The sequence below is a fragment of the Polaromonas naphthalenivorans CJ2 genome, from assembly GCF_000015505.1.
GTDB classification, from domain to species: Bacteria; Pseudomonadota; Gammaproteobacteria; order Burkholderiales; family Burkholderiaceae_C; genus Polaromonas; species Polaromonas naphthalenivorans.
Window position 1 is genome coordinate 70,660 of sequence record NC_008781.1, and the last position, 18,417, is coordinate 89,076.

Annotated in this window: 18 protein-coding genes; 12 read left to right on the plus strand and 6 right to left on the minus strand. The window is 64.5% G+C overall.

The window, feature by feature from the left end; genetic code table 11:
* Nucleotides 1-22: 22 nt before the first annotated feature.
* Nucleotides 23-958, plus strand: coding sequence for a ParB/RepB/Spo0J family partition protein (locus tag PNAP_RS00355; protein ID WP_011799504.1), 936 nt, complete (start codon nt 23-25; stop codon nt 956-958).
* 42 nt (nt 959-1,000) lie between these two features.
* On the opposite strand, the gene PNAP_RS00360 is transcribed toward PNAP_RS00355, so the two are convergent.
* Complete coding sequence (locus tag PNAP_RS00360; RefSeq protein ID WP_011799505.1) at nt 1,001-2,422, minus strand: FAD-binding oxidoreductase; 1,422 nt, start codon at nt 2,420-2,422, stop codon at nt 1,001-1,003.
* A gap of 179 nt (nt 2,423-2,601) precedes the next feature.
* Between PNAP_RS00360 and PNAP_RS00365 the strand changes: the two genes are divergently transcribed.
* Nucleotides 2,602-3,195, plus strand: a complete 594-nt coding sequence (locus PNAP_RS00365) for a cob(I)yrinic acid a,c-diamide adenosyltransferase (protein WP_011799506.1) — start codon at nt 2,602-2,604, stop codon at nt 3,193-3,195.
* A gap of 18 nt (nt 3,196-3,213) precedes the next feature.
* Here the strand turns inward: PNAP_RS00365 and PNAP_RS00370 are convergent, their stop codons facing one another.
* Both PNAP_RS00370 and PNAP_RS00375 read right to left on the minus strand, forming a co-directional pair.
* Nucleotides 3,214-4,158, minus strand: coding sequence for a CysB family HTH-type transcriptional regulator (locus PNAP_RS00370; RefSeq protein ID WP_011799507.1), 945 nt, complete (start codon nt 4,156-4,158; stop codon nt 3,214-3,216).
* An 852-nt stretch (nt 4,159-5,010) separates the two neighbouring features.
* Entirely contained in the window at nt 5,011-6,561 is a 1,551-nt protein-coding gene (locus tag PNAP_RS00375) for an acetyl-CoA hydrolase/transferase family protein (RefSeq protein ID WP_011799509.1), read from the minus strand.
* Nucleotides 6,562-6,900: 339 nt separating this feature from the next.
* Here PNAP_RS00375 and PNAP_RS00380 point away from each other — a divergent pair, with 339 nt between their 5' ends.
* On the plus strand, nt 6,901-8,202 hold the full coding sequence (locus PNAP_RS00380) for an AsmA family protein (RefSeq protein WP_011799510.1): 1,302 nt from the start codon (nt 6,901-6,903) through the stop codon (nt 8,200-8,202).
* A 119-nt stretch (nt 8,203-8,321) separates the two neighbouring features.
* Nucleotides 8,322-8,702 carry a hypothetical protein gene (locus PNAP_RS00385; RefSeq protein WP_198140661.1) on the plus strand — a complete coding sequence of 127 codons (381 nt, stop codon included), beginning with the start codon at nt 8,322-8,324 and terminating at the stop codon, nt 8,700-8,702.
* Nucleotides 8,703-8,747: 45 nt separating this feature from the next.
* Here PNAP_RS00385 and PNAP_RS00390 read toward each other — a convergent pair whose 3' ends face one another.
* Together PNAP_RS00390 and PNAP_RS00395 are read right to left on the minus strand one after the other, a co-directional pair.
* The gene (locus PNAP_RS00390) at nt 8,748-10,034 is read right to left on the minus strand and encodes a solute carrier family 23 protein (protein ID WP_011799512.1); all 1,287 of its coding nucleotides are present in this window, start codon (nt 10,032-10,034) and stop codon (nt 8,748-8,750) included.
* 77 nt (nt 10,035-10,111) lie between these two features.
* Nucleotides 10,112-11,266, minus strand: coding sequence for a PilT/PilU family type 4a pilus ATPase (locus tag PNAP_RS00395; RefSeq protein WP_011799513.1), 1,155 nt, complete (start codon nt 11,264-11,266; stop codon nt 10,112-10,114).
* A gap of 241 nt (nt 11,267-11,507) precedes the next feature.
* Between PNAP_RS00395 and PNAP_RS24815 the strand changes: the two genes are divergently transcribed.
* From PNAP_RS24815 to PNAP_RS00410, 4 genes are all read left to right on the plus strand, one after another.
* Nucleotides 11,508-11,909, plus strand: a complete 402-nt coding sequence (locus PNAP_RS24815) for a helix-turn-helix domain-containing protein (protein WP_049763615.1) — start codon at nt 11,508-11,510, stop codon at nt 11,907-11,909.
* Nucleotides 11,910-11,938: 29 nt separating this feature from the next.
* Nucleotides 11,939-12,688, plus strand: coding sequence for an RNA-guided endonuclease InsQ/TnpB family protein (locus PNAP_RS24820; RefSeq protein WP_232290778.1), 750 nt, complete (start codon nt 11,939-11,941; stop codon nt 12,686-12,688).
* A gap of 107 nt (nt 12,689-12,795) precedes the next feature.
* Nucleotides 12,796-14,040 (plus strand): efflux RND transporter periplasmic adaptor subunit, encoded by a 1,245-nt coding sequence (locus PNAP_RS00405; RefSeq protein WP_011799516.1) that lies wholly within the window; start codon nt 12,796-12,798, stop codon nt 14,038-14,040.
* Nucleotides 14,041-14,059: 19 nt separating this feature from the next.
* On the plus strand, nt 14,060-15,322 hold the full coding sequence (locus tag PNAP_RS00410; protein WP_011799517.1) for an ABC transporter permease: 1,263 nt from the start codon (nt 14,060-14,062) through the stop codon (nt 15,320-15,322).
* A 124-nt stretch (nt 15,323-15,446) separates the two neighbouring features.
* Here the strand turns inward: PNAP_RS00410 and PNAP_RS00415 are convergent, their stop codons facing one another.
* Nucleotides 15,447-16,244: a hypothetical protein gene (locus tag PNAP_RS00415; RefSeq protein WP_011799518.1), complete on the minus strand. Its 798-nt coding sequence runs from the start codon at nt 16,242-16,244 to the stop codon at nt 15,447-15,449.
* 298 nt (nt 16,245-16,542) lie between these two features.
* Here PNAP_RS00415 and PNAP_RS00420 point away from each other — a divergent pair, with 298 nt between their 5' ends.
* Genes PNAP_RS00420 through PNAP_RS00435 form a run of 4 tightly spaced genes read left to right on the plus strand, consistent with a single transcriptional unit; the run spans nt 16,543 to nt 18,277 of the window.
* Nucleotides 16,543-16,872, plus strand: a complete 330-nt coding sequence (locus PNAP_RS00420) for an ATP-binding cassette domain-containing protein (RefSeq protein ID WP_232290734.1) — start codon at nt 16,543-16,545, stop codon at nt 16,870-16,872.
* A 20-nt stretch (nt 16,873-16,892) separates the two neighbouring features.
* A complete protein-coding gene (locus PNAP_RS00425; RefSeq protein ID WP_011799519.1) occupies nt 16,893-17,249 on the plus strand; it encodes a type II toxin-antitoxin system RelE/ParE family toxin in 357 nt (118 codons plus the stop codon).
* Between the two features lie 5 nt (nt 17,250-17,254).
* Entirely contained in the window at nt 17,255-17,575 is a 321-nt protein-coding gene (locus PNAP_RS26710) for a helix-turn-helix domain-containing transcriptional regulator (protein ID WP_011799520.1), read from the plus strand.
* A 6-nt stretch (nt 17,576-17,581) separates the two neighbouring features.
* On the plus strand, nt 17,582-18,277 hold the full coding sequence (locus PNAP_RS00435; RefSeq protein WP_011799521.1) for an ABC transporter ATP-binding protein: 696 nt from the start codon (nt 17,582-17,584) through the stop codon (nt 18,275-18,277).
* Nucleotides 18,278-18,417: the final 140 nt, after the last annotated feature.

Below are 18,417 nucleotides of genomic sequence, written 5' to 3' on the forward strand. Positions count from 1 at the left end.
TAAAGAAAGACAAGACACCTCCATGGTCACCAAAAAACAAAAAGGCCTGGGTCGCGGGCTCGAAGCGCTGCTCGGCCCGAAGGTCGATGAATCGCCCGAAGCCGCCAATGCCCTGATCGCCGCCAGCAGCCCCGGCCTGCCGGCTTCGCTGCTGCTCGACGACCTGGTGCCCGGCCAGTACCAGCCGCGCACCCGCATGGACGAGGGCGCGCTCTACGAACTGGCCGAATCGATCAAGGTGCAGGGCATCATGCAGCCTATCCTGGTGCGGCGCCTCAAGAGCGGAAGCAACAGCGGCAAGTACGAAATCATCGCCGGCGAACGGCGTTTCCGGGCCGCCCGGCTGGCCGGGCTGGACAGCCTGCCGGTGCTGATCCGCGACGTTCCCGACGAGTCGGCCGCCGCCATGTCGCTGATTGAAAACATCCAGCGCGAAGACCTCAATCCGCTCGAAGAAGCGCAGGGCCTGCAGCGCCTGGTCAAGGAATTCGGCCTGACCCACGAGCTGGCCGCGCAGGCCGTGGGCCGCTCGCGCAGCGCCGCGTCCAATTTGTTGCGCCTGCTGAACCTGGCCGACCCGGTGCAGACCATGCTGATGGCTGGCGACCTGGACATGGGCCATGCGCGCGCGCTGCTGGCGCTGGACCGGGCGACGCAGATCACCGCCGCCAACCAGATCACGGCTAAAAAGTTGTCGGTGCGCGAGGCCGAAAGCCTGGTCAAGAAGCTGGGCAGCGAGTTCTCGCTGACCCCCAACAAGGCCCCGCCTGAAAAATCGCGCGACACCCGCCGCGTTGAAGAAGAACTGGCCGACCTGCTGATGGCCGAGGTGCAAGTGCGCATCAAAAAGCAGGTCAAGCGCAACGGCAAGCGTGAAGATGTCGGTGAACTGGCGATCCAGTTTGCCTCGCTCGATGAAGTCAACGGGCTGATCGAGCGGCTGCGCCGGACGGCCTGACGGGCCTTCAAGCAGCGCTCAACAGACTGGTGGCGCGCAAGCTCAGAGGGTAAAAATCTTCCCCGGATTCATGATGTTCTGCGGGTCGAGCGCGCGCTTGATGGCGCGCATCATGTCCACCGCGCCGCCGCCGGTCTCGCTCAGCAGGAAGTCCATCTTGCCCAGGCCGATGCCGTGCTCGCCGGTGCAGGTGCCTTCCAGGCTCAGGGCTCTGGCCACGAGCTGGTGGTTCAGCGCTTCGGCGGCATCGCGCTCCTGGGCGTTGTCGGGGTCGATCAGGTAGCCGAAGTGAAAATTGCCGTCGCCGACATGGCCGACCAGGAAATAGGGAATGCCGCTGGCTTCGGCCTCGGCCACCGATTCGAGCAGGCAGTCGGCCAGGCGGGAAATCGGCACGCAGGTGTCGGTCGAAATCGCCCGGCAGCCGGGCTTGCTCTGGATGGCCGCAAAGTAGGCGTTGTGGCGCGCCGTCCACAGCCGCGTGCGCTCCTCGGGCGTGCTGGCCCATTCAAAGGCATTGCCGCCGTGGCCGCTGGCCAGTTCCTGCACCAGCTCGGCCTGCTCCTTCACGCCGTTCGGCGTGCCGTGGAACTCCATCAGCAGCATCGGCTCCTCGCGCAGGGCAAGCCGGCTGTGGGCGTTGACCATGCGCACGGTGTGGGCGTCGATCAGCTCGACGCGCGCAATCGGCACGCCCAACTGGATGATCTCGATGGTCGTGCGCACCGCCGCCTCGATGCTCGGGAACGAGCAGACCGCCGCCGAAATTGCCTCGGGCAGCGGGTAGAGCTTGACCGTGACCTCGGTGATCACGCCCAGCGTGCCTTCGCTGCCGACCATCAGGCGCGTCAAATCGTAGCCGGCGGCTGACTTCTTGGCGCGCGTGCCGGTGCGGATGATCTCGCCGCTGGCGGTGACGACTTCAAGCGCCAGCACGTTCTCGCGCATGGTGCCGTAGCGCACGGCATTGGTGCCGCTGGCGCGGGTGGCGCTCATGCCGCCCAGCGTGGCGTCGGCGCCGGGGTCGATGGGAAAGAACAGGCCGGTGCTCTTGATTTCTTCATTGAGCTGCCTGCGCGTCACGCCGGGCTGCACCGTCACCGTCAGGTCTTCCGGGTTGATCGCCAGCACCCGGTTCATGCGGCTCACGTCGATGCTGATGCCACCCTGCACGGCCAGCAGGTGGCCTTCGAGCGAGGTGCCGACGCCAAACGGAATCACCGGCACGCTGTACTGGCCGGCCAGCCTGACCGCGTCGGCCACGTCCTGCGTGCTTTCGGCAAACACCACGGCGGCCGGCGGCGGCGCGGCAAACGAGGACTCGTCGCGGCCATGCTGTTCGCGCACCACCAGGGCGGTCGAGCAGCGCTCGGCAAAGCGGTTTTTCAGCGCGGCTATCAGCGCCTGCGGCGTTTCGCGCTGGAGGATTCCGGGGAGCAGGTGCTTGGGCAGCGGTGCGTTCATGGGGGCTCCTGAGGGGAAAACCGGAGTTTACGGCCTGGGCGCCCTGTGGCGTCAAGCCCGATGGCCTGCTGGCGGCATGAGCATGCACCGGGTTTGCCCAGGCTTGGGTAAAAGCTTGCTAACCTCACTGCCTGCTTCATCAACCTTGCAACTTGCCGCGCCCAGGCGCTTTTACCCTTATGGCCAACAGACTTTCACAAATCGCAACGCGTACCGGCGACAACGGCACCACCGGACTGGGCGACAACACCCGCGTTTCCAAAGACAGCCTGCGGGTTCACGCCATGGGCGACGTCGATGAGCTGAACTCGAACATCGGCGTGCTGCTGTGCGAAGACATGCCGGGCGGCGTGCGCGAAGTGCTGGTCGAGGTGCAGCACCAGCTGTTCAACCTGGGCGGCGAACTGTCGATTCCGGGCTTCGAACTGCTCAAGCCCGAAGCGGTCGCGCTGCTCGACGAGGCGCTGGAAACCTACAACGCCCAGTTGCCGCGCCTGGCCGAGTTCATCCTGCCGGCCGGCTCGCGCGCCGCGTCGCTGGCGCATGTCTGCCGCACCGTGGCGCGCCGCGCCGAGCGCGCCGTGGTGGCGCTGGACAAGGTGGAAACGCTCAAGGAAGCGCCGCGCCTGTACCTGAACCGCCTGAGCGACCTGCTGTTCGTGCTGTCGCGCGTGCTCAACCGCATGAACGGCGGCGACGATGTGTACTGGAAAAGCGAGCGCATGGTGCGCATGGCGCGGGAAGATCAGAAAGACCAGGACAGCCAGCCCTGAGGCCGCGCCGGCCGGCGGCTAGATGTCGTAATGGTCGCCGCCTGGCGCGCCGCTCAAAGTCTGCTCGACGATGGCCCGGTTCAGCGTCGGCGCGAACGACTCGATGAACGCATACACGTAGCTGCGCAGATAGCTGCCGCGCCGCACCGCCAGCTTGGTCAGGTTGATGCCGAACAGCGCGCCGGCATCCAGCGCCCGCAGCGCCGTGTCGCGTTCGGCTTCGTAGGCAATCGACGCCACGATGCCCACGCCCATGCCGAGTTCGACATAGGTCTTGATGACGTCGGCATCCATCGCCGTCAGCACGATGTTGGGCATCAGCTGGTGCTGGGCAAAAGCCTGGTCGATGTGGGTGCGGCCGGTAAAGCCGTTGTCGTAGGTGATCAGGGCAAACTGCGCCAGTCGCTCCAGCGTGAGCGGGCCACTCAGCAAGGCGTGGCCGGGCGGCACGATCACCGAATGCGTCCAGCGGTAGCAGGGCAGGGCGACCAGCTCCGGGTAGCCATTGAGCGCTTCGGTGGCAATACCGACATCGACCTCGCCCGACAGCAGCATCTCGGCGACCTGCTTGGGCGAGCCCTGGTGCAGGTGCAGCTTCACATGGGGAAACTGCGCGCGAAACTCCTGCACCGCCGGCGGCAGCGCATAGCGCGCCTGCGAATGGGTGGCGGCAATCGACAGCAGGCCGTTTTGCTGCGCCATGTATTCCTGGCCGGCTTTTTTCAGGTTGCTGCATTCGAGCAGCAGCCGCTCGACGATGGGCAGCACATGCGCGCCCGGCTCGGTCAGTCCGGTCAGGCGCTTGCCGGCGCGAACGAACAGCTCGATGCCGATTTCTTCCTCCAGCTCGCGGATCTGCCGGCTCACGCCGGGCTGCGAGGTGTGCAGCGCGGTGGCCACGTCGGTCAGGTTGAAGCCGCAGCGCACGGTTTCGCGCACGGAGCGCAGTTGCTGAAAGTTCATGGGGGAGGCCGGGTGTGCGGGGTCAAAAACCGGATTGTGGCTGCATTGTCTTATTTCAGGAACGACTGATTAGTTTGTTCTACATGCGAAAAATGTTTAAGACGTTGATGCAAGGGTGTATCAAGGCTGCCTTGGTGGATTGAGATTGCTATTGAATTAATAGCTACTTGTGCATGATTGGCATGCGCAAAAAGCTTAAATGGTTGTATTTTGAAGGCTTGAGTGGTTTGATGTGGCTTTGGCCTGTTGCTTGGCCTGCTGTTTGGTTGTTTGCTGGGTTGGCTTTTCTGGGTTGGGCTGGCCGGGGGTTGCCCGGCAGCAAGTAACTTTCTTTTGCTTCGCCAAAAGAAAGTCACCAAAGAAAAGGCGACCCGCAGTCCGAGTCCCTACGCTTCGCTTCGGGCAACCTGCGCTACGCCACAAAAGCGGGGGTCCGCGCAAACTCGCTGCGCTCAAACAGCGCGCGGCCCTGATCCCGCTTTTGCGGCGTAGCGCAGGCTCGGCCAGGACGGGTTTGGATCGCAATCGGATTCGGGGAGTAGAACGCGCTTGCGCGTTCTGCGTATTCGGCTGTTGGCTGCTGGTATTGGTTTTTTCTCCCGAGCCCCCCTTCTGTCAGCGCTGAGGAACGGAGCTTCAGGCGGATCAGGGCCGCGCGCTGTTTGAGCGCAGCGAGTTTGCGCGGACCCCGCCTGAAGCGAGTACCGCAGGGTGCCCGAAGCGAAGCGTAGGGTCGCGGACAGCAGGGTCGCCTTTCTTTTGCTTACTTTTCTTTGGCGAAGCAAAGAAAAGTGAGTCGCTGCCGGGCGACTCCCGGCCAGCCCAACCACGAAAAGTCAACCACCACAAGCTTCAGACCAGGTGCAGCGCTTCCTGTACAGCCGCCACCGGCCGCATGTCGCCAGTCTTGAGGTAGCGCGAATGCCACGACAAGGCCTCGTCCAGCAGGTGCGGCGTGTGCTTTCCGGCAGCCGTCTTCAGCGAGCGCTCAAAGTAATCGAGCAGCGCCGGGCGGAAATCGGGATGGGCGCATTTTTCGATGATCAGCCGCGCCCGCTGCGTCGGCGACAGGCCGCGCAAATCGGCCAGGCCCTGCTCGGTGACGATGATTTCCACGTCGTGCTCGGTGTGGTCCACATGCGAGGCCATCGGCACGATGCAGGAAATGGCGCCATCCTTGGCCACCGACGGTGTCATGAAGAACGACAGATACGCGTTGCGCGCGAAGTCGCCCGAGCCGCCGATGCCGTTCATGATGCTCGACCCCATGATGTGCGTCGAGTTGACGTTGCCGTAGAGGTCGGCCTCGATCATCGCGTTCATCGCGATCACGCCCAGGCGGCGCACCACCTCGGGGTGGTTGCTGATTTCCTGCGGCCGCAGCACGATGCGCTCGCGGTAGAAGTCGATGTTCTCGTTGAAGTCGGCCAGCGCCACGGGGCTGAACGACAGCGCGGTGGCCGACGCCATCGCCAGCGTGCCCGAGCGCAGCATGTCGAGCATGCCGTCCTGCAGCACCTCGGTGTAGGCCGTCAAGTCCTTGAACGGGCCGTCGTTCAGTCCGGCCAGCACGGCGTTGGCGATGTTGCCCACGCCCGACTGCAGCGGCAGCAGCTCGGCCGGCAGGCGGCCCAGCTTCACTTCCTGCTGCAAAAATTCAATGATGTGGCTGGCGATGCGCTGTGAATTCTCGTCCGGCGCGGCAAAGGCCGAGTTGCGGTCGGGCTGGCTGGTCGGCACCACGGCGATCACCTTGTCCAGGTCGCACGTCAGGTAGGGCTCGCCGATGCGGTCGCCGGGGCCGGTCAGCGGAATCGGCTGGCGGTGCGGCGGCAGGCGCGTGCCGTAATAGATGTCGTGCATGCCTTCGAGGCCGGGGTTTTGCAGCGTGTTGACTTCCAGGATGATCTGGTCGGCCTGGTCCAGCCAGGTCTTGTTGTTGCCGACCGACGACGACGGAATCAGCCGCCCGTCCGGCAGGATGCCCGCCACCTCGACGACGGCGACGCTGAGCTTGCCCAGGAAGCCGAACCAGACAAACTGCGCCACGTTGGACAGGTGCATGTCGGTGTACTGCATTTCGCCGGCATTGATCTGCCGGCGGCAGGTCGGGTCCGACTGGTAGGGCAGGCGCATCTCGATGCCGTGCACCTTGGCCAGCGCGCCGTCGAGTTCGGGCGCGGTCGAGGCGCCGGTCCACAGGCCGATGCGGAATTCCTCGCCCGCCGCGTGCAGGCTCTCGATGCGCCGCGCCAGCGCCTGCGGCACCGCCTTCGGGTAGCCGGCACCGGTAAAGCCGCTCATGCCGACATTGGCGCCGGCGGGTATCAGCGCGGCGGCCTCGTCGGCCGACATGATTTTGGTTCTCAGGGCAGGGTTCTGCACGCGATCAGCGAAAGACATCAGGGGCACTCCGGGGTAGTGGCGACAGCGCGTCAGCGCCAGGGAAATGCCCGAATCTTATCAGTCCGGCATTTTGTGTTAAGGGTAAACCCTGATCTCGCATCCGTGGATGCCGTGTCGCGCCCTTGCCAAGCCCTGCCGGACCCGCCCCAGGAGAAACGCTGGCGACTCACTTTTTAATAGCTGATCAGGCATACACATCAAGCGCAAAAGCCCGATTTGAGCATTATTTTGGTCACTGGAAGGCCGGCGCCTACAGCCGATTGGCGGTTTGTCGCGTGCGTGTTGCGTATCCGGGCGGTTTAAGCTGGCGGCTATGCCCGTGACTGCATCCGCCCCATGACGCGCACCCGCCAATGGCTGCTGGGCGCGGGCGTTGCCGCAGGCATGCTGGCCCTGCTGGCGGCGCTGCTGCTCAGCCTGGTTCCTTCGGATGAGGAACTGGCCGCTCGCGCCTCCGCCGAGCTGGAGGCGGCGCTGGGCGTTCCGGTCCGCGTCGGCGCGCTGCACTGGCGCCTGAGGCCCACGCCCACGGTGGTCATCGAGGAGGTCGCCACCGGCCAGCCCCAGCCGATTGAAATCAAAAGGCTCACCGCCCATCTCAACACCTCCGCGCTCTGGCAACGCCGCATGAAGGTGGACCTGGCCGTCGTGCAGGGCGCCGTGCTGCCGCAGCTGTCACTGCGCGGACTGGGCCGCAAGCCCGCAGCGGCAGAGGCCGGGCCGGCGCGCGAATTCACGCTGGACGAGGTGCCGATGGCGCGCATCGAGTTTGGCGATGTCACCTGGATTTCGCGCCACGGCATTCGCGTGGTGTACGAAGGGGAGGCGGATTTCGATGCCGCCTGGCGGCCGCGCACGGCCCGGCTTCGCCGTCCGCAAACCAGTCCGCCCGCCGACCTGGCGCTGGCCCGCAAGGGGCAAGACGACCGCTGGGAAGTGCGCAGCCACATCGGCGGCGGAACGGCTGATGGCGAGCTGCTGCTGCACACCAGCGGCCAGGGCGGCCTGCGCCTCACGGGCCAGCTCCAGCCGCGCCATATCGAGGTGGCCAGCGCCTTGCAGGCCTTCAACCGCCGCGCCATCATCGCGGGCAAGGCGTCGGGCGAAACCACGCTGTCGGCCAGCGGCGCCACGGCGGGCGAATTGGCCCGGTCGCTGCATACCACCACGTCGTTCAGCATGGGCCGCTCGACGCTGCTGCGCTTTGACCTGGACAAGGCCATTCGCAGCCTCGGCCAGGCGCATGCGGGGCAAACCCCGCTGGATTCCGTCACCGGCCAGATCGACACCCAGAACACGCCGCAAGGCATGGTGGTGACCTTCAGCCGGCTGCAAGCCCGCTCGGGCGCATTCAGCGCATCGGGCAAGGCGCGCGTTGCCGAGCTGCGCATTCAGGCCGAACTGGCGGTTGACCTGGTCGATGGTGTGGTCGGCGTGCCCTTGACGCTCAGCGGTCCGCTGGACAAGGTCCAGGTGTCGGTGCCGGCCAGCGCCCTGGCCGGCGCCGCCGCCGGAACCGCCGTGCTGCCGGGCATCGGCACGGCGATAGGCGCGCGGATCGGGGCGGCCATCGGCAAGCTGTTCGGTTCGGAGCCCGAGCCCGCCGCCGGGCCGCGTCCCGCGCCCGGCAAGCAGTGACGCCGCCAGCGCCGGCGCTTCGGTTTTGCTGCTGTCTGTCGGACAAGGCCCTGAAAAGCATGTTTTTACAGGGCTCTGCTAAGCTTGATGCTTTTAGTCTGCTATTCAATACCCCGACCATGTCCCAACACCCGACCGCCTTGTTCACGCCCACCTCGCTGGAGCGTGCGCTGGACCAGAATGAAGCCATCCAGGAGACGGTCGAGCAGTCGGCCGCCGAGTTGTGCGTGATCAACGCGGTGCTCCAGCAGGAAGTGCCGGAGCATGTCAAGACCGGCGATGTGGCGCAGGCGCTGCAGAAAACCGATGAGCTCGAAAGCCGGATTCAAACCTCCGCCGAGAACCTGGAGCAGGTCAACCAGGCGCTGAAAGAGGAAATCCAGGTGCGCGCCGACCTGGAGCGCCAGCTGGCCGCGACCCAGGCCGAACTGGACCAGGTGCAGAACTCCGCGCAGAACCATGCGCAGGCCGGCGCGCAGGGCCGGTCGTCCTCCTGCTAAGCAGCCGCCGGACCGGCCGGCGCATGCGCATGCGCTTGAGCCGGTTTATTTCTTGCGGTCGAGCAGCGCATGCAGCAAGATGGCGCCAAAGGTCGCCGTGCCAATGCCGCCCAGTGCAAACTGGCCGAACTTCAGCGTGAAGTCGCCGGTGCCCAGCACCAGCGTGATGGCGGCCACCAGCAGGTTCTTGTTGTCCGAAAAATCCACCCGGTTATCGACCCAGATCTTCGCGCCCGCCACCGCGATCAGGCCGAACACCACGATGCTCACGCCGCCCATCACCGGCAGCGGAATCGCCTGGATCAGCGCGCCGAACTTGGGGCTGAAACCCAGCGCCACCGCGATCAGCGCGGCGAACACAAACACCGCAGTCGAATAAATCCGGGTCGCCGCCATCACGCCGATGTTTTCGGCATAGGTCGTCACGCCGGTGCCGCCCAGGCTGCCAGACACCATGGTCGCCACGCCGTCGCCGATGAAGGCGCGGCCCATGTAGCGGTCCAGGTTCTTGCCGGTCATGGCCGTCACCGCCTTGATATGGCCGAGGTTTTCGGCGACCAGAATGATGACCACCGGAACGATCAGCAGCATGGCGCTGGTGCTGAACACCGGGGTGGTGAAGCCCGGCATGCCGAACCAGTCCGCCTTCGCCATGCTGGAGAGGTCAATCGGCTTGCCCAGCCCCAGGCCGTTGGTCAGCAGCGCATAGACCAGCGACGAGGCGATCAGCCCGATCAGAATCAGGAGGCGCTGCAGCATGCCGCGCGCCAGCACCGCCACCAGCGCCACGCTGACGAAGGTGACGACCTGCATCCACGCGTCAAAGTTGCTGGCCGCCATGTTCTTGACCGGGATGCTGGCCAGGTTCAGGCCGATGACCGCCACCACGGCGCCGGTGACCACCGGCGGCATGAAGCGCTCGATCCAGCGCGTGCCGACCGCCTGCACCAGCGCGCCGATGGCCGCATAGACCGCGCCACAGGCGATGATGCCGCCCAGCGCCAGGCCAATATTCGCATTCGGCCCCTTGCCGGCATAGCCGGTGGCGGCGATCACCACGCCGATGAAGGCAAAGCTCGAACCGAGGTAGCTGGGCACCTTGCCGCCGGTGACGGCAAAAAAGATCAGCGTGCCGATGCCGCTCATCAAGATGGCAATGTTGGGATCGAAGCCCATCAGCAGCGGCGCCAGCACTGTCGAGCCGAACATCGCAATCACATGCTGCACGCCCATGAGTGCCGTTTGCGGCCAGGGCAGCCGCTCGTCCGGCCCGATGACCCCGCCCTGCCGCAGCACCGCGCTGCTTTTTTCCGTCCAGTCCAGCATGCCCATCAATCGCTCCCGTTGTATCAGTGGGCGCAATGCTAAAGGCTAAAGGGCGCGCGGCGGGCGGGCGCCCGTTCAATGCATCAGTCGCGCAGCACCTGCAGGGCTTCGGTGTCGGGGCGGCGCCCGGACGCCAGCCGGATGCGCAGCGACAGGTCGGTTTTCGAGTCGGCATGCTCGATGGCCTGCTCGTGCGTGATGTCGCCGCGCACGTACAGCTCGTACAGCGACTGGTCGAAGGTGGCCATGCCCAGCTCGACGCTCTTGGCCATCACCGCCTTGATCTCGTCGGTCTGGCCCTTCTGGATCAAATCGGCGACATAGGGCGACAGCAGCATCACCTCGACCGCCGGAACCCGTTTGCCGGCCGCGCCTGCCAGCAGGCGCTGGCCGACGACGCCCTTGAGGTTGAGCGACAGGTCCATCAGCACCTGGCGCTGCGCGGTTTCCGGGAAAAAATTCAGCACGCGCTGGATGGCCTGGTTGGCATTGTTGGCATGCAGGGTCGAGACGCACAGGTGGCCGGTTTCGGCATAGGCCATGGCGTGCTGCATGGTTTCGCGGTCGCGGATTTCACCGATCATGATCACGTCGGGCGCTTCGCGCATGGCGCGGCGCAGCGCTTCGTCGAAAGAGCGCGTGTCCAGCCCGACCTCGCGCTGATCAACGATGCATTTCTTATGGCTGTGCTCGAACTCCATCGGGTCTTCCACCGTCAGGATGTGGTCGCTGGCCATGTTGTTGCGGTAGTCCAGCATGGCCGCCAGCGTGGTCGATTTGCCCGAGCCGGCCGCGCCGACCACCAGCACCAGGCCGCGCTTGAGCATGGCCAGCGTTTTCAGCACCGGCGGCAGCTTCAGCGATTCGAGCGTCGGGATCGTGCTGTTGATGTGCCGCACCACCACCGCCACCTCGCCGCGCTGGCGGAACACATTGACGCGAAAGCGGCCCAGCGCATCCATGGCAATCGCCAGGTCGCACTCCAGATCGGCCTCGAACTCGCGAACCTGGCTGTCGCGCATCACCGAATACGCCAGGCGCTTGATGTGGGTTCCCGTCAGCGGCGGCTCGGGCAGGCGGCGGATGCGGCCCTGGATCTTGAGCGAGGCGGCCACCTCAGCCGACAGGAAAAGGTCGGATGCGCCGTGGGCGACCATCAGCGCCAGGTAGCGCCCGAGGTCATCGGGATCGGACGGGGATGGGGACGGGGATGGGGCGGCTTGGGCGGGCAGTGGCATGGTGGATTCCAGGAGCGTTGCTTCAGTTTACGCCGCCGCCCTGCCGTAGCGCGCCGGCAAGTTTCACCAATTTCCACAAGAAGCCCCGGCCTTCAGGCCTGGGAGGGATAGCGGGCCAAGCACAACGGTTCGATGCCGTTTTGCTTGGTGATTTCTGCTTCATCCTTTACGCTCGTGTGGAATGTCTACTTTGCGCGCCTATCGATTCCAGCTTCGCTGCAAGCCAGAGCAAGAAAGAGCTTTGCGGCGCAGTGCAGGTTGTGCACGCTGGATCTGGAACCAGGCGATCTCCGAGCAGCGCTGGCGCTATGCCGCTGGCGAAAAATACGCCGGCTACGCCGAGATGTGCAAATGGCTGACGACCTGGCGCAACGCGCCTGAGACGATTTGGCTGTCAGAAGCACCCATTCCTCCGCAGCAGCAGGCGCTCAAGCGCCTGCATGAGGCCTACCAGCGCTTCTTTGCCAAGGCTGGGGGCTATCCGAGCTTCAAGCGCCACGGCGAGGAGCCCGGCCTGCGATTTCCCGCTGCGGCGCACTTTCAGATCGACCAGCCCAACCAGCGCATCAAGGTCATGAAGCTGGGCTGGCTGCGCATCAAGCAGAGCCAGGGGATCAACGGAACGCCCAGAACCTCTCGCTGAGCAAGGAAGGCGCGCGCTGGTTTGCAAGCATCCAGGTCGAGCTTCCAGATGTCTTGCCAGCGGCTGGGTTGGAACCCAGCCTGGCCATTGACGTCGGTTTGACGGTGTTCGCCGCCACGAGCGCCGGCGTCAAAATCAAGCCATTGCTGGCGCTCAAGCGCCAGGCCCGGTATGTGCGTCGGGCGCAGAAATCAGTCAGCCGCAAAGTCAAGGGATCGGCCAATCGCAAGAAGGCCATTTGCAAGCTCGGCGACCTGCACAGGCGCATTGCGCGCCAGCGCGAAGACTGGCTGCACAAGCTGACGACGGAGTTGGCCGACCGACATCCGGTCATTGCGATCGAAGACCTGCGGATCAAGAACATGTCGGCCAGCGCCAAGGGAACGAAGGACGCTCCCGGCAAAAACATCCGCCAGAAGGCAGGCCTGAACCGTTTGATTCTGGACGCCGCCTGGGGCGAGTTCGGCCGGCAACTCCAGTACAAGCTGCAGTGGCGCGGCGGCCAGCTGGTGCTGGTCGAACCGGCTTACTCAAGCCAAACGTGTGCCGCATGCGACCATGTGGCGGCGGAGAATCGCAAATCTCAGGCGTTTTCAGCGTGGCCTGTGGCCACGCTGAAAACGCCGACATCAACGCCGCACAGGTGCTCCTGCAGCGAGCGAAGGAACAATGGGCCGCGGGGCACGCGGCACAGGCTGGAGAATCTTCTCCAGCCACGGCCTGTGGAGAGGTGGTCAGACGTCGGCCAGCGCGCAAGCGCTCCGATGCAGCCTCTGTGAAGCAGGAATCCGCCGAAGTTTTGACACGAACGATCTCGCTCATGTCAACTCAGCAGGAATCCCGGTCTCTTTAGGGCCGGGAGGATGTCAACTGCTACGCTTACCGCATGAAACCTCTTTTCAAATGGGGCGTTGGCGCCTTGCTGGTGTTGGCCGTGGCGGGCGCTGCCGTGCTGGCCAGCCGGCGCGGCACGCCGGTGCAACTGGTGCCGGTGGCCCGCACCGGCATCGTGCAGTCGGTCGTCGCGACCGGGCGGCTCAACGCCCCGGCACGCATGGACATTGGCGCCGAAGTCACCGCCACGGTGCTCGAAGTGCGCGTGCGCGAAGGCGACCGCGTCAGGGCCGGCGCGCTGCTGCTGCGCCTGTCGGATGCCGAAGCGCGCGCCGCCTTGCAGCAGGCCAGCGCCGCGCTGGTCGAAGCGCGCGGCCGCGCCACCCAGCAGGCGACGGTGGCCGCGCCGGTCGCTGGTCAAGCCGTGGTGCAGGCCGAAGCCGCGTTCACGTCGGCCGAGCGCGACTTCCAGCGCGCCCGCGAACTGGTGGCGCAGGGCTTCTTTTCGCAGCAAAAGCTCGACGACGCCCGGCGCGCGCTCGACACGGCCCGAAGCGCGCTGCAGTCGGCCCGGGTGCAGGCCCAGGCCAACCAGCCCAGCGGCGTCGAGCGCACGCTGGCCGCCTCGCGCGTCGATCAGGCCCTGGCTGCCGTTGACATTGCGCAGGCGCGGCTGGCGCGCCTTAGCATCGCCAGCCCGGTCGATGCCATCGTGCTGACGCGCAGCGTCGAGCCCGGCTCCATGGCCCAGCCCGGCCATGTGCTGCTGACGCTGGCCGCGCAGGGCGGCACCCGCATCGACGCCAATGTCGATGAAAAAAACCTGCGCCTGCTGACCCCCGGCATGCCCGCCAAGGCGGTCGCCGACGCCTACCCCGGCCAGTCCTTCGATGCGCAACTGAACTACATCGCCCCGGCGGTCGATCCGCAGCGCGGCACGGTCGAGGTGCGGCTGGCGGTGCCCAATCCTCCGCCCTTTTTGCGGCCCGACATGACGGTGTCGGTCGAGCTGGTCGGTGGCCTGAAAAAGGACGCGCTGGTGCTGCCCTCGGGCGCGGTGCGCGACGCCGACCGCGAAGCGCCGTGGGTGCTGGCGCTGCAGGATGGACTGGCGGTGCGCGTGCCGGTCAAATTGGGCCTGCGCGGCGTCGGTTCCATTGAAATCACCGAAGGGCTGAAAGAGGGCGACGCCATCATTCCACAGACCGAAAAAGCCATCGCCGGCGACCGCGTGCGGCCCGGCCCGGTGGTGGCGCCAGTCAAGGGCATGGAAACGCCGTCCTTCATTTCACGCTGACCGGAACCGTAAAAAAACCATGCTTTCACGCCACCGCCCCGCCCTGAGTTCCTGGACCCGCTGGATGCCGTTCGAGCTGCTGGTGGCGCTGCGCTTTTTGCGCGAAGGCCGCATGCAGAGCGTCTTGATCCTGGCCGGCGTGACCGGCGGCGTGGCGGTCATCATTTTCTTGACCCAGCTCATCAACCAGTTGCAATCGACCATCATCGACCGGGTGCTGGGCTCGCAGGCGCATGTGGTGATCCGGCCGCTCGAAGAAGTCACGCAGCGCGTCGTCACGCCCAGCGAAGACCGCGCCGTGGCCGCCGTGGTGCAGCCGCGCGACCAGCGCCTGCGCTCGGTGGACCAGTGGGAGCGCATCGCCGGCCTGGCCGCCGCCACGCCCGGCGTGCTGGCGGTGTCGCCCGTGGTCAGCGGCCCGGCCTTTGCGTCGCGCGGCAACAGCAACAAGAGCGTCGCGCTGCTCGGCGTGCAGCCCGACGCCTACCGGCGCGTGGTGCGCATGGACGACTACATGACGCGCGGCCGCTTCGACGTGACCGGCAGCAACACCCTGATCGGCGTTGACCTGGCCAGCGACCTGGGCGTGACCGTAGGCGACAAGTTGCGCGTGACCAGCGCCAGCGGCCGCACGGAAACGCTGGACATCACCGGCCTGTTCGACATGGGCAACCGCGACCTGAACCGGCGCTGGGTGTTCGTCACGCTCAAACTCGCGCAGACGTTGCTTGATTTGCCCGGCGGCGTGTCCAACATCGACCTGACGGTGAAGGATCTGTTTGGCGCCAACCAGGTTGCCGACGCCCTGCGCGCCCAGACCGGCCTGACGGTGGACAGCTGGATGCAGACCAACTCCGGCCTGCTCAACGCCCTGAGCAACCAGACGGTGTCGAACAACCTGATCCGCAGCTTTGTCGTGATCATCGTGGCGCTCGGCATTTCCAGCGTGCTGGTGGTCAGCGTGGTGCAAAAGCAGCGCGAAATCGGCATTCTGCGGGCCATGGGCGCCGGGCGGCGGCGCATCATGACGGTGTTTTTGCTGCAGGGCGGGCTGGTCGGGCTGGCCGGCTCGGTGCTCGGATCGGCGCTGGCCTTCGGCCTGCTGGTAGTGTTTTCGCACGTCTTCAAAAGCCCTGATGGCGGCTCGCTGTTTTCGGCGCAACTCGACCCGATGCTGGTGCTGCTGGCGTCGGTCGTGGCCTGCGGGGTCGGGCTGGCGGCGGCGGCGATACCGGCGCGCAGCGCGGCGAGGATGGACCCGGTGCAGGCGATTAGGGCTTGAGGTTTTGCTGTCGGGTGGATGCTGCTATTGATTCGCTTCAGTCATTGAGTCCAGTGTTTGAGCGGCAGCAATGCAGCGATTGCTTGTGAGCGCCATATAAAGTTTTGACGAAACTCGGCGTGGGCTATACCGCAGGGATGGACGCATCGCGCTTCCATGCAGGGTTCATCATCCACCGCTGCACACTACCTATTGGCTGGAAGTGTCGAAGAACCTTCATTGCATCTTCAGGTAGCTTGAAGCAGTCGATTCGGTAAAGAGCGAGGAGTGCCGTCGGTTCGTTTGACTGGTCAGCATGCCGCATCTGGTCCCTGCGTTTGAAGTGCGTCACCGCATCGCGGATTTGCTTTATGGCCAGATAGGTGTCCCAAGTCGCCATTCCCCGAGGAGTTCGTATTTCGAGGAGTTCTGGAACAATGCGTCCCAGCTTCTCGTCGGTTGAATGCTCGCGCTCGATCTCCTCGGGTGTCTTTGACACCTTCATCTTCTTCTTGACCACCACCGTAACGGCTGTGCCGCCCTTCTCAACCACGGTCTGGTTGCAAAAAGCCTCGATCGCTCCGAAGCTGTTGAATGCAACCGCTATCATTTCTTCGAAGTAGTCAAACAACGCTGGGATTCGCTCCTCTGACGCTTGCATACTCGGCATACCATTTGCATTGAACAGATGAACCATTAGGCCATCCTTGATTGCCTGTGCACGCTTGGACGCCTTCCATGCCGCATTCAAGTGAAGAGCCGCTGCACTTGGCGTAGGAAACGAAACATCGGTGCCATTCTTGTCTTGAAACCATGTGCTGCCGCGATAAGACTTCGGCTCGTCCAATGACACATTGTTGATGGCAGTAATCCACCCAGCGGTCATCAGACGCCAATCGCCCAAATCAGGTGAAAACTTGTCGGGAGGTACTTTGCTTGTCATGGTCTATTGTGCCCTTCGATTCGTTACGCGACGCGGGTGCTCCTTTCGAACAATGAGCAGCGAAAGTCCGTTTTTGGTCGTTTGAATACGAGAGCACGAAGTAGCACAACTGATATAAAGAAAATTTACTGTAGAAGCTGCGAATTTCTTGCGTTTTCACCCCCGGTTTTAAGTGGCTTTCCAACTCATAAAGCTCAAAAGCCAGTTTTAAACCAACTTCAGTCCCGCAGCGACAAGCTTCAGACATCGCAAACCAAGCCCCAGCCCTCAAAACCCATGCGTTCACAATACAAGGCGCATGAACACCCCACCCGCCCCCATCCTGCGCCTGACCGACATCCGCCGCAGCTACAACGTCGGCACGGAGGTCGAAACCGGGGTGCTGCACGGCATTTCCTTGAGCCTGCAGCCCGCCGAATTCGTTGCGCTCAAGGGGCCTTCGGGTTCGGGCAAGAGCACGCTGCTCAACATCATCGGCCTGCTGGAGCGGCCCACGTCCGGCGCGCTGGACATCGCCGGTCAGCCCACCCAGGCGCTGGGCGACGCGGGCCTGACAGCACTGCGCGGCGCAACCGCCGCGCCAACTACCGCGCTGCCAGCATCAAACTCGCCGCACGATCAACGGTAACATATGCGTTACCATCCGGCATGGTGATCAAAGTTGAAGAGTACATACGTGAGGATTCATCAAACCCCTACAAGCATTGGTTTGACGGCCTGCCATCACAGGCTGCCGCGAAGGTGACCGTTGCCAAGCTTCGAATGGAGCTGGGCAACACGTCAAGCATCAAGTGGTTCGATGGAATGGGTGAATACGTTATTGACTGGGGGCCAGGCTACCGGATTTACCTCGCCAAGGAGGGCGACACCCTCATCGTGCTCTTTGGCGGCGGCACCAAGCGGGGCCAGCAACGCGACATCGACAAAGCCAAAGAACTGCTGACCGAATACAAGGCCCGCAAAAAGGCCATGACCACCAAATCAACTGGCAAGCACAAGAGGTAAAGGCAATGGCACTGACTAGAAATTTCAAGGAAACCGTCATTCAGAGAGTGCAAAGCGATACGTCGTTTGCGCAGGCACTGCTGGATGAGGCGGCCACTTTGTTCCTTAACGGTGAGCCCGAGACCGCCCGCCTCATCTTGCGTGATCTCGTCAACGCCACCATCGGCTTTGAGCAACTCGCAACGCTCACCGCCAAACCGAGCAAGAGTCTGCACCGGATGTTGTCCTCCACGGGCAATCCCAGCATGGACAACCTGGCCGCGATTTTTCAGGCAGTGCGCCAAAGGCTGCAGGTCAGCCTTCAAGCGCACTCGGTAGCAGTCTGAGGGTCGGTGACCACTCCCCCCGCCCCCATCCTGCGCCTGACCGACATCCACCGCAGCTACAACGTCGGCACGGAAGTCGAGACCGAGGTGCTGCACGGCATCAGCCTGAGCCTGCAGCCCGCCGAGTTCGTCGCGCTCAAGGGGCCGTCGGGTTCGGGCAAGAGCACGCTGCTCAACATCATCGGACTGCTGGAGCGGCCCACGTCCGGCACGCTGGAAATCGCCGGCCAGCCCACCGGGTCGCTCGACGATGCGGGCCTGACGCAGTTGCGCGGCGCGACCATCGGCTTCGTGTTCCAGTTCCACCACTTGCTGCCGGCCTTCACCGCGCTGGAAAACGTGCTGCTGCCATCCATCATCGCCCACGGCACCGCCACGCTTGACGCCGAAGCCAACGCACGGGAACTGTTGGCCCGTGTGGGCCTGAAGGGCGCCGAATACAAGCGCCCCGGCGAACTCTCGGGCGGCATGCAGCAGCGCGTGGCGATAGCGCGCGCGCTGTCGCTGCGCCCGCGCCTGATCCTGGCCGACGAGCCGACCGGCAACCTCGACACGGTGTCGGCCGACGAGGTGTTCGGCCTGCTGCGTGAGTTCAACCGCGACCACGGCAGCGCCTGCCTGATCGTCACCCACGACCCGCGCCTGGCCGCGCGCTGCGACCGCATCATCGAGCTGGTGGATGGGCGGCTGGTGGCGGGTTGATTGCTATTGTTTTGATAGCTGCATACACATATGCAGTATGCGCAAAAGGCCTGAATGATGCTGAAACTGCCGCCTGCGGGCTGTTCAGTGCGCACGGGATGCGGCACATGGAGGCAGCGCTTGTGTTCACGCCCAATGCG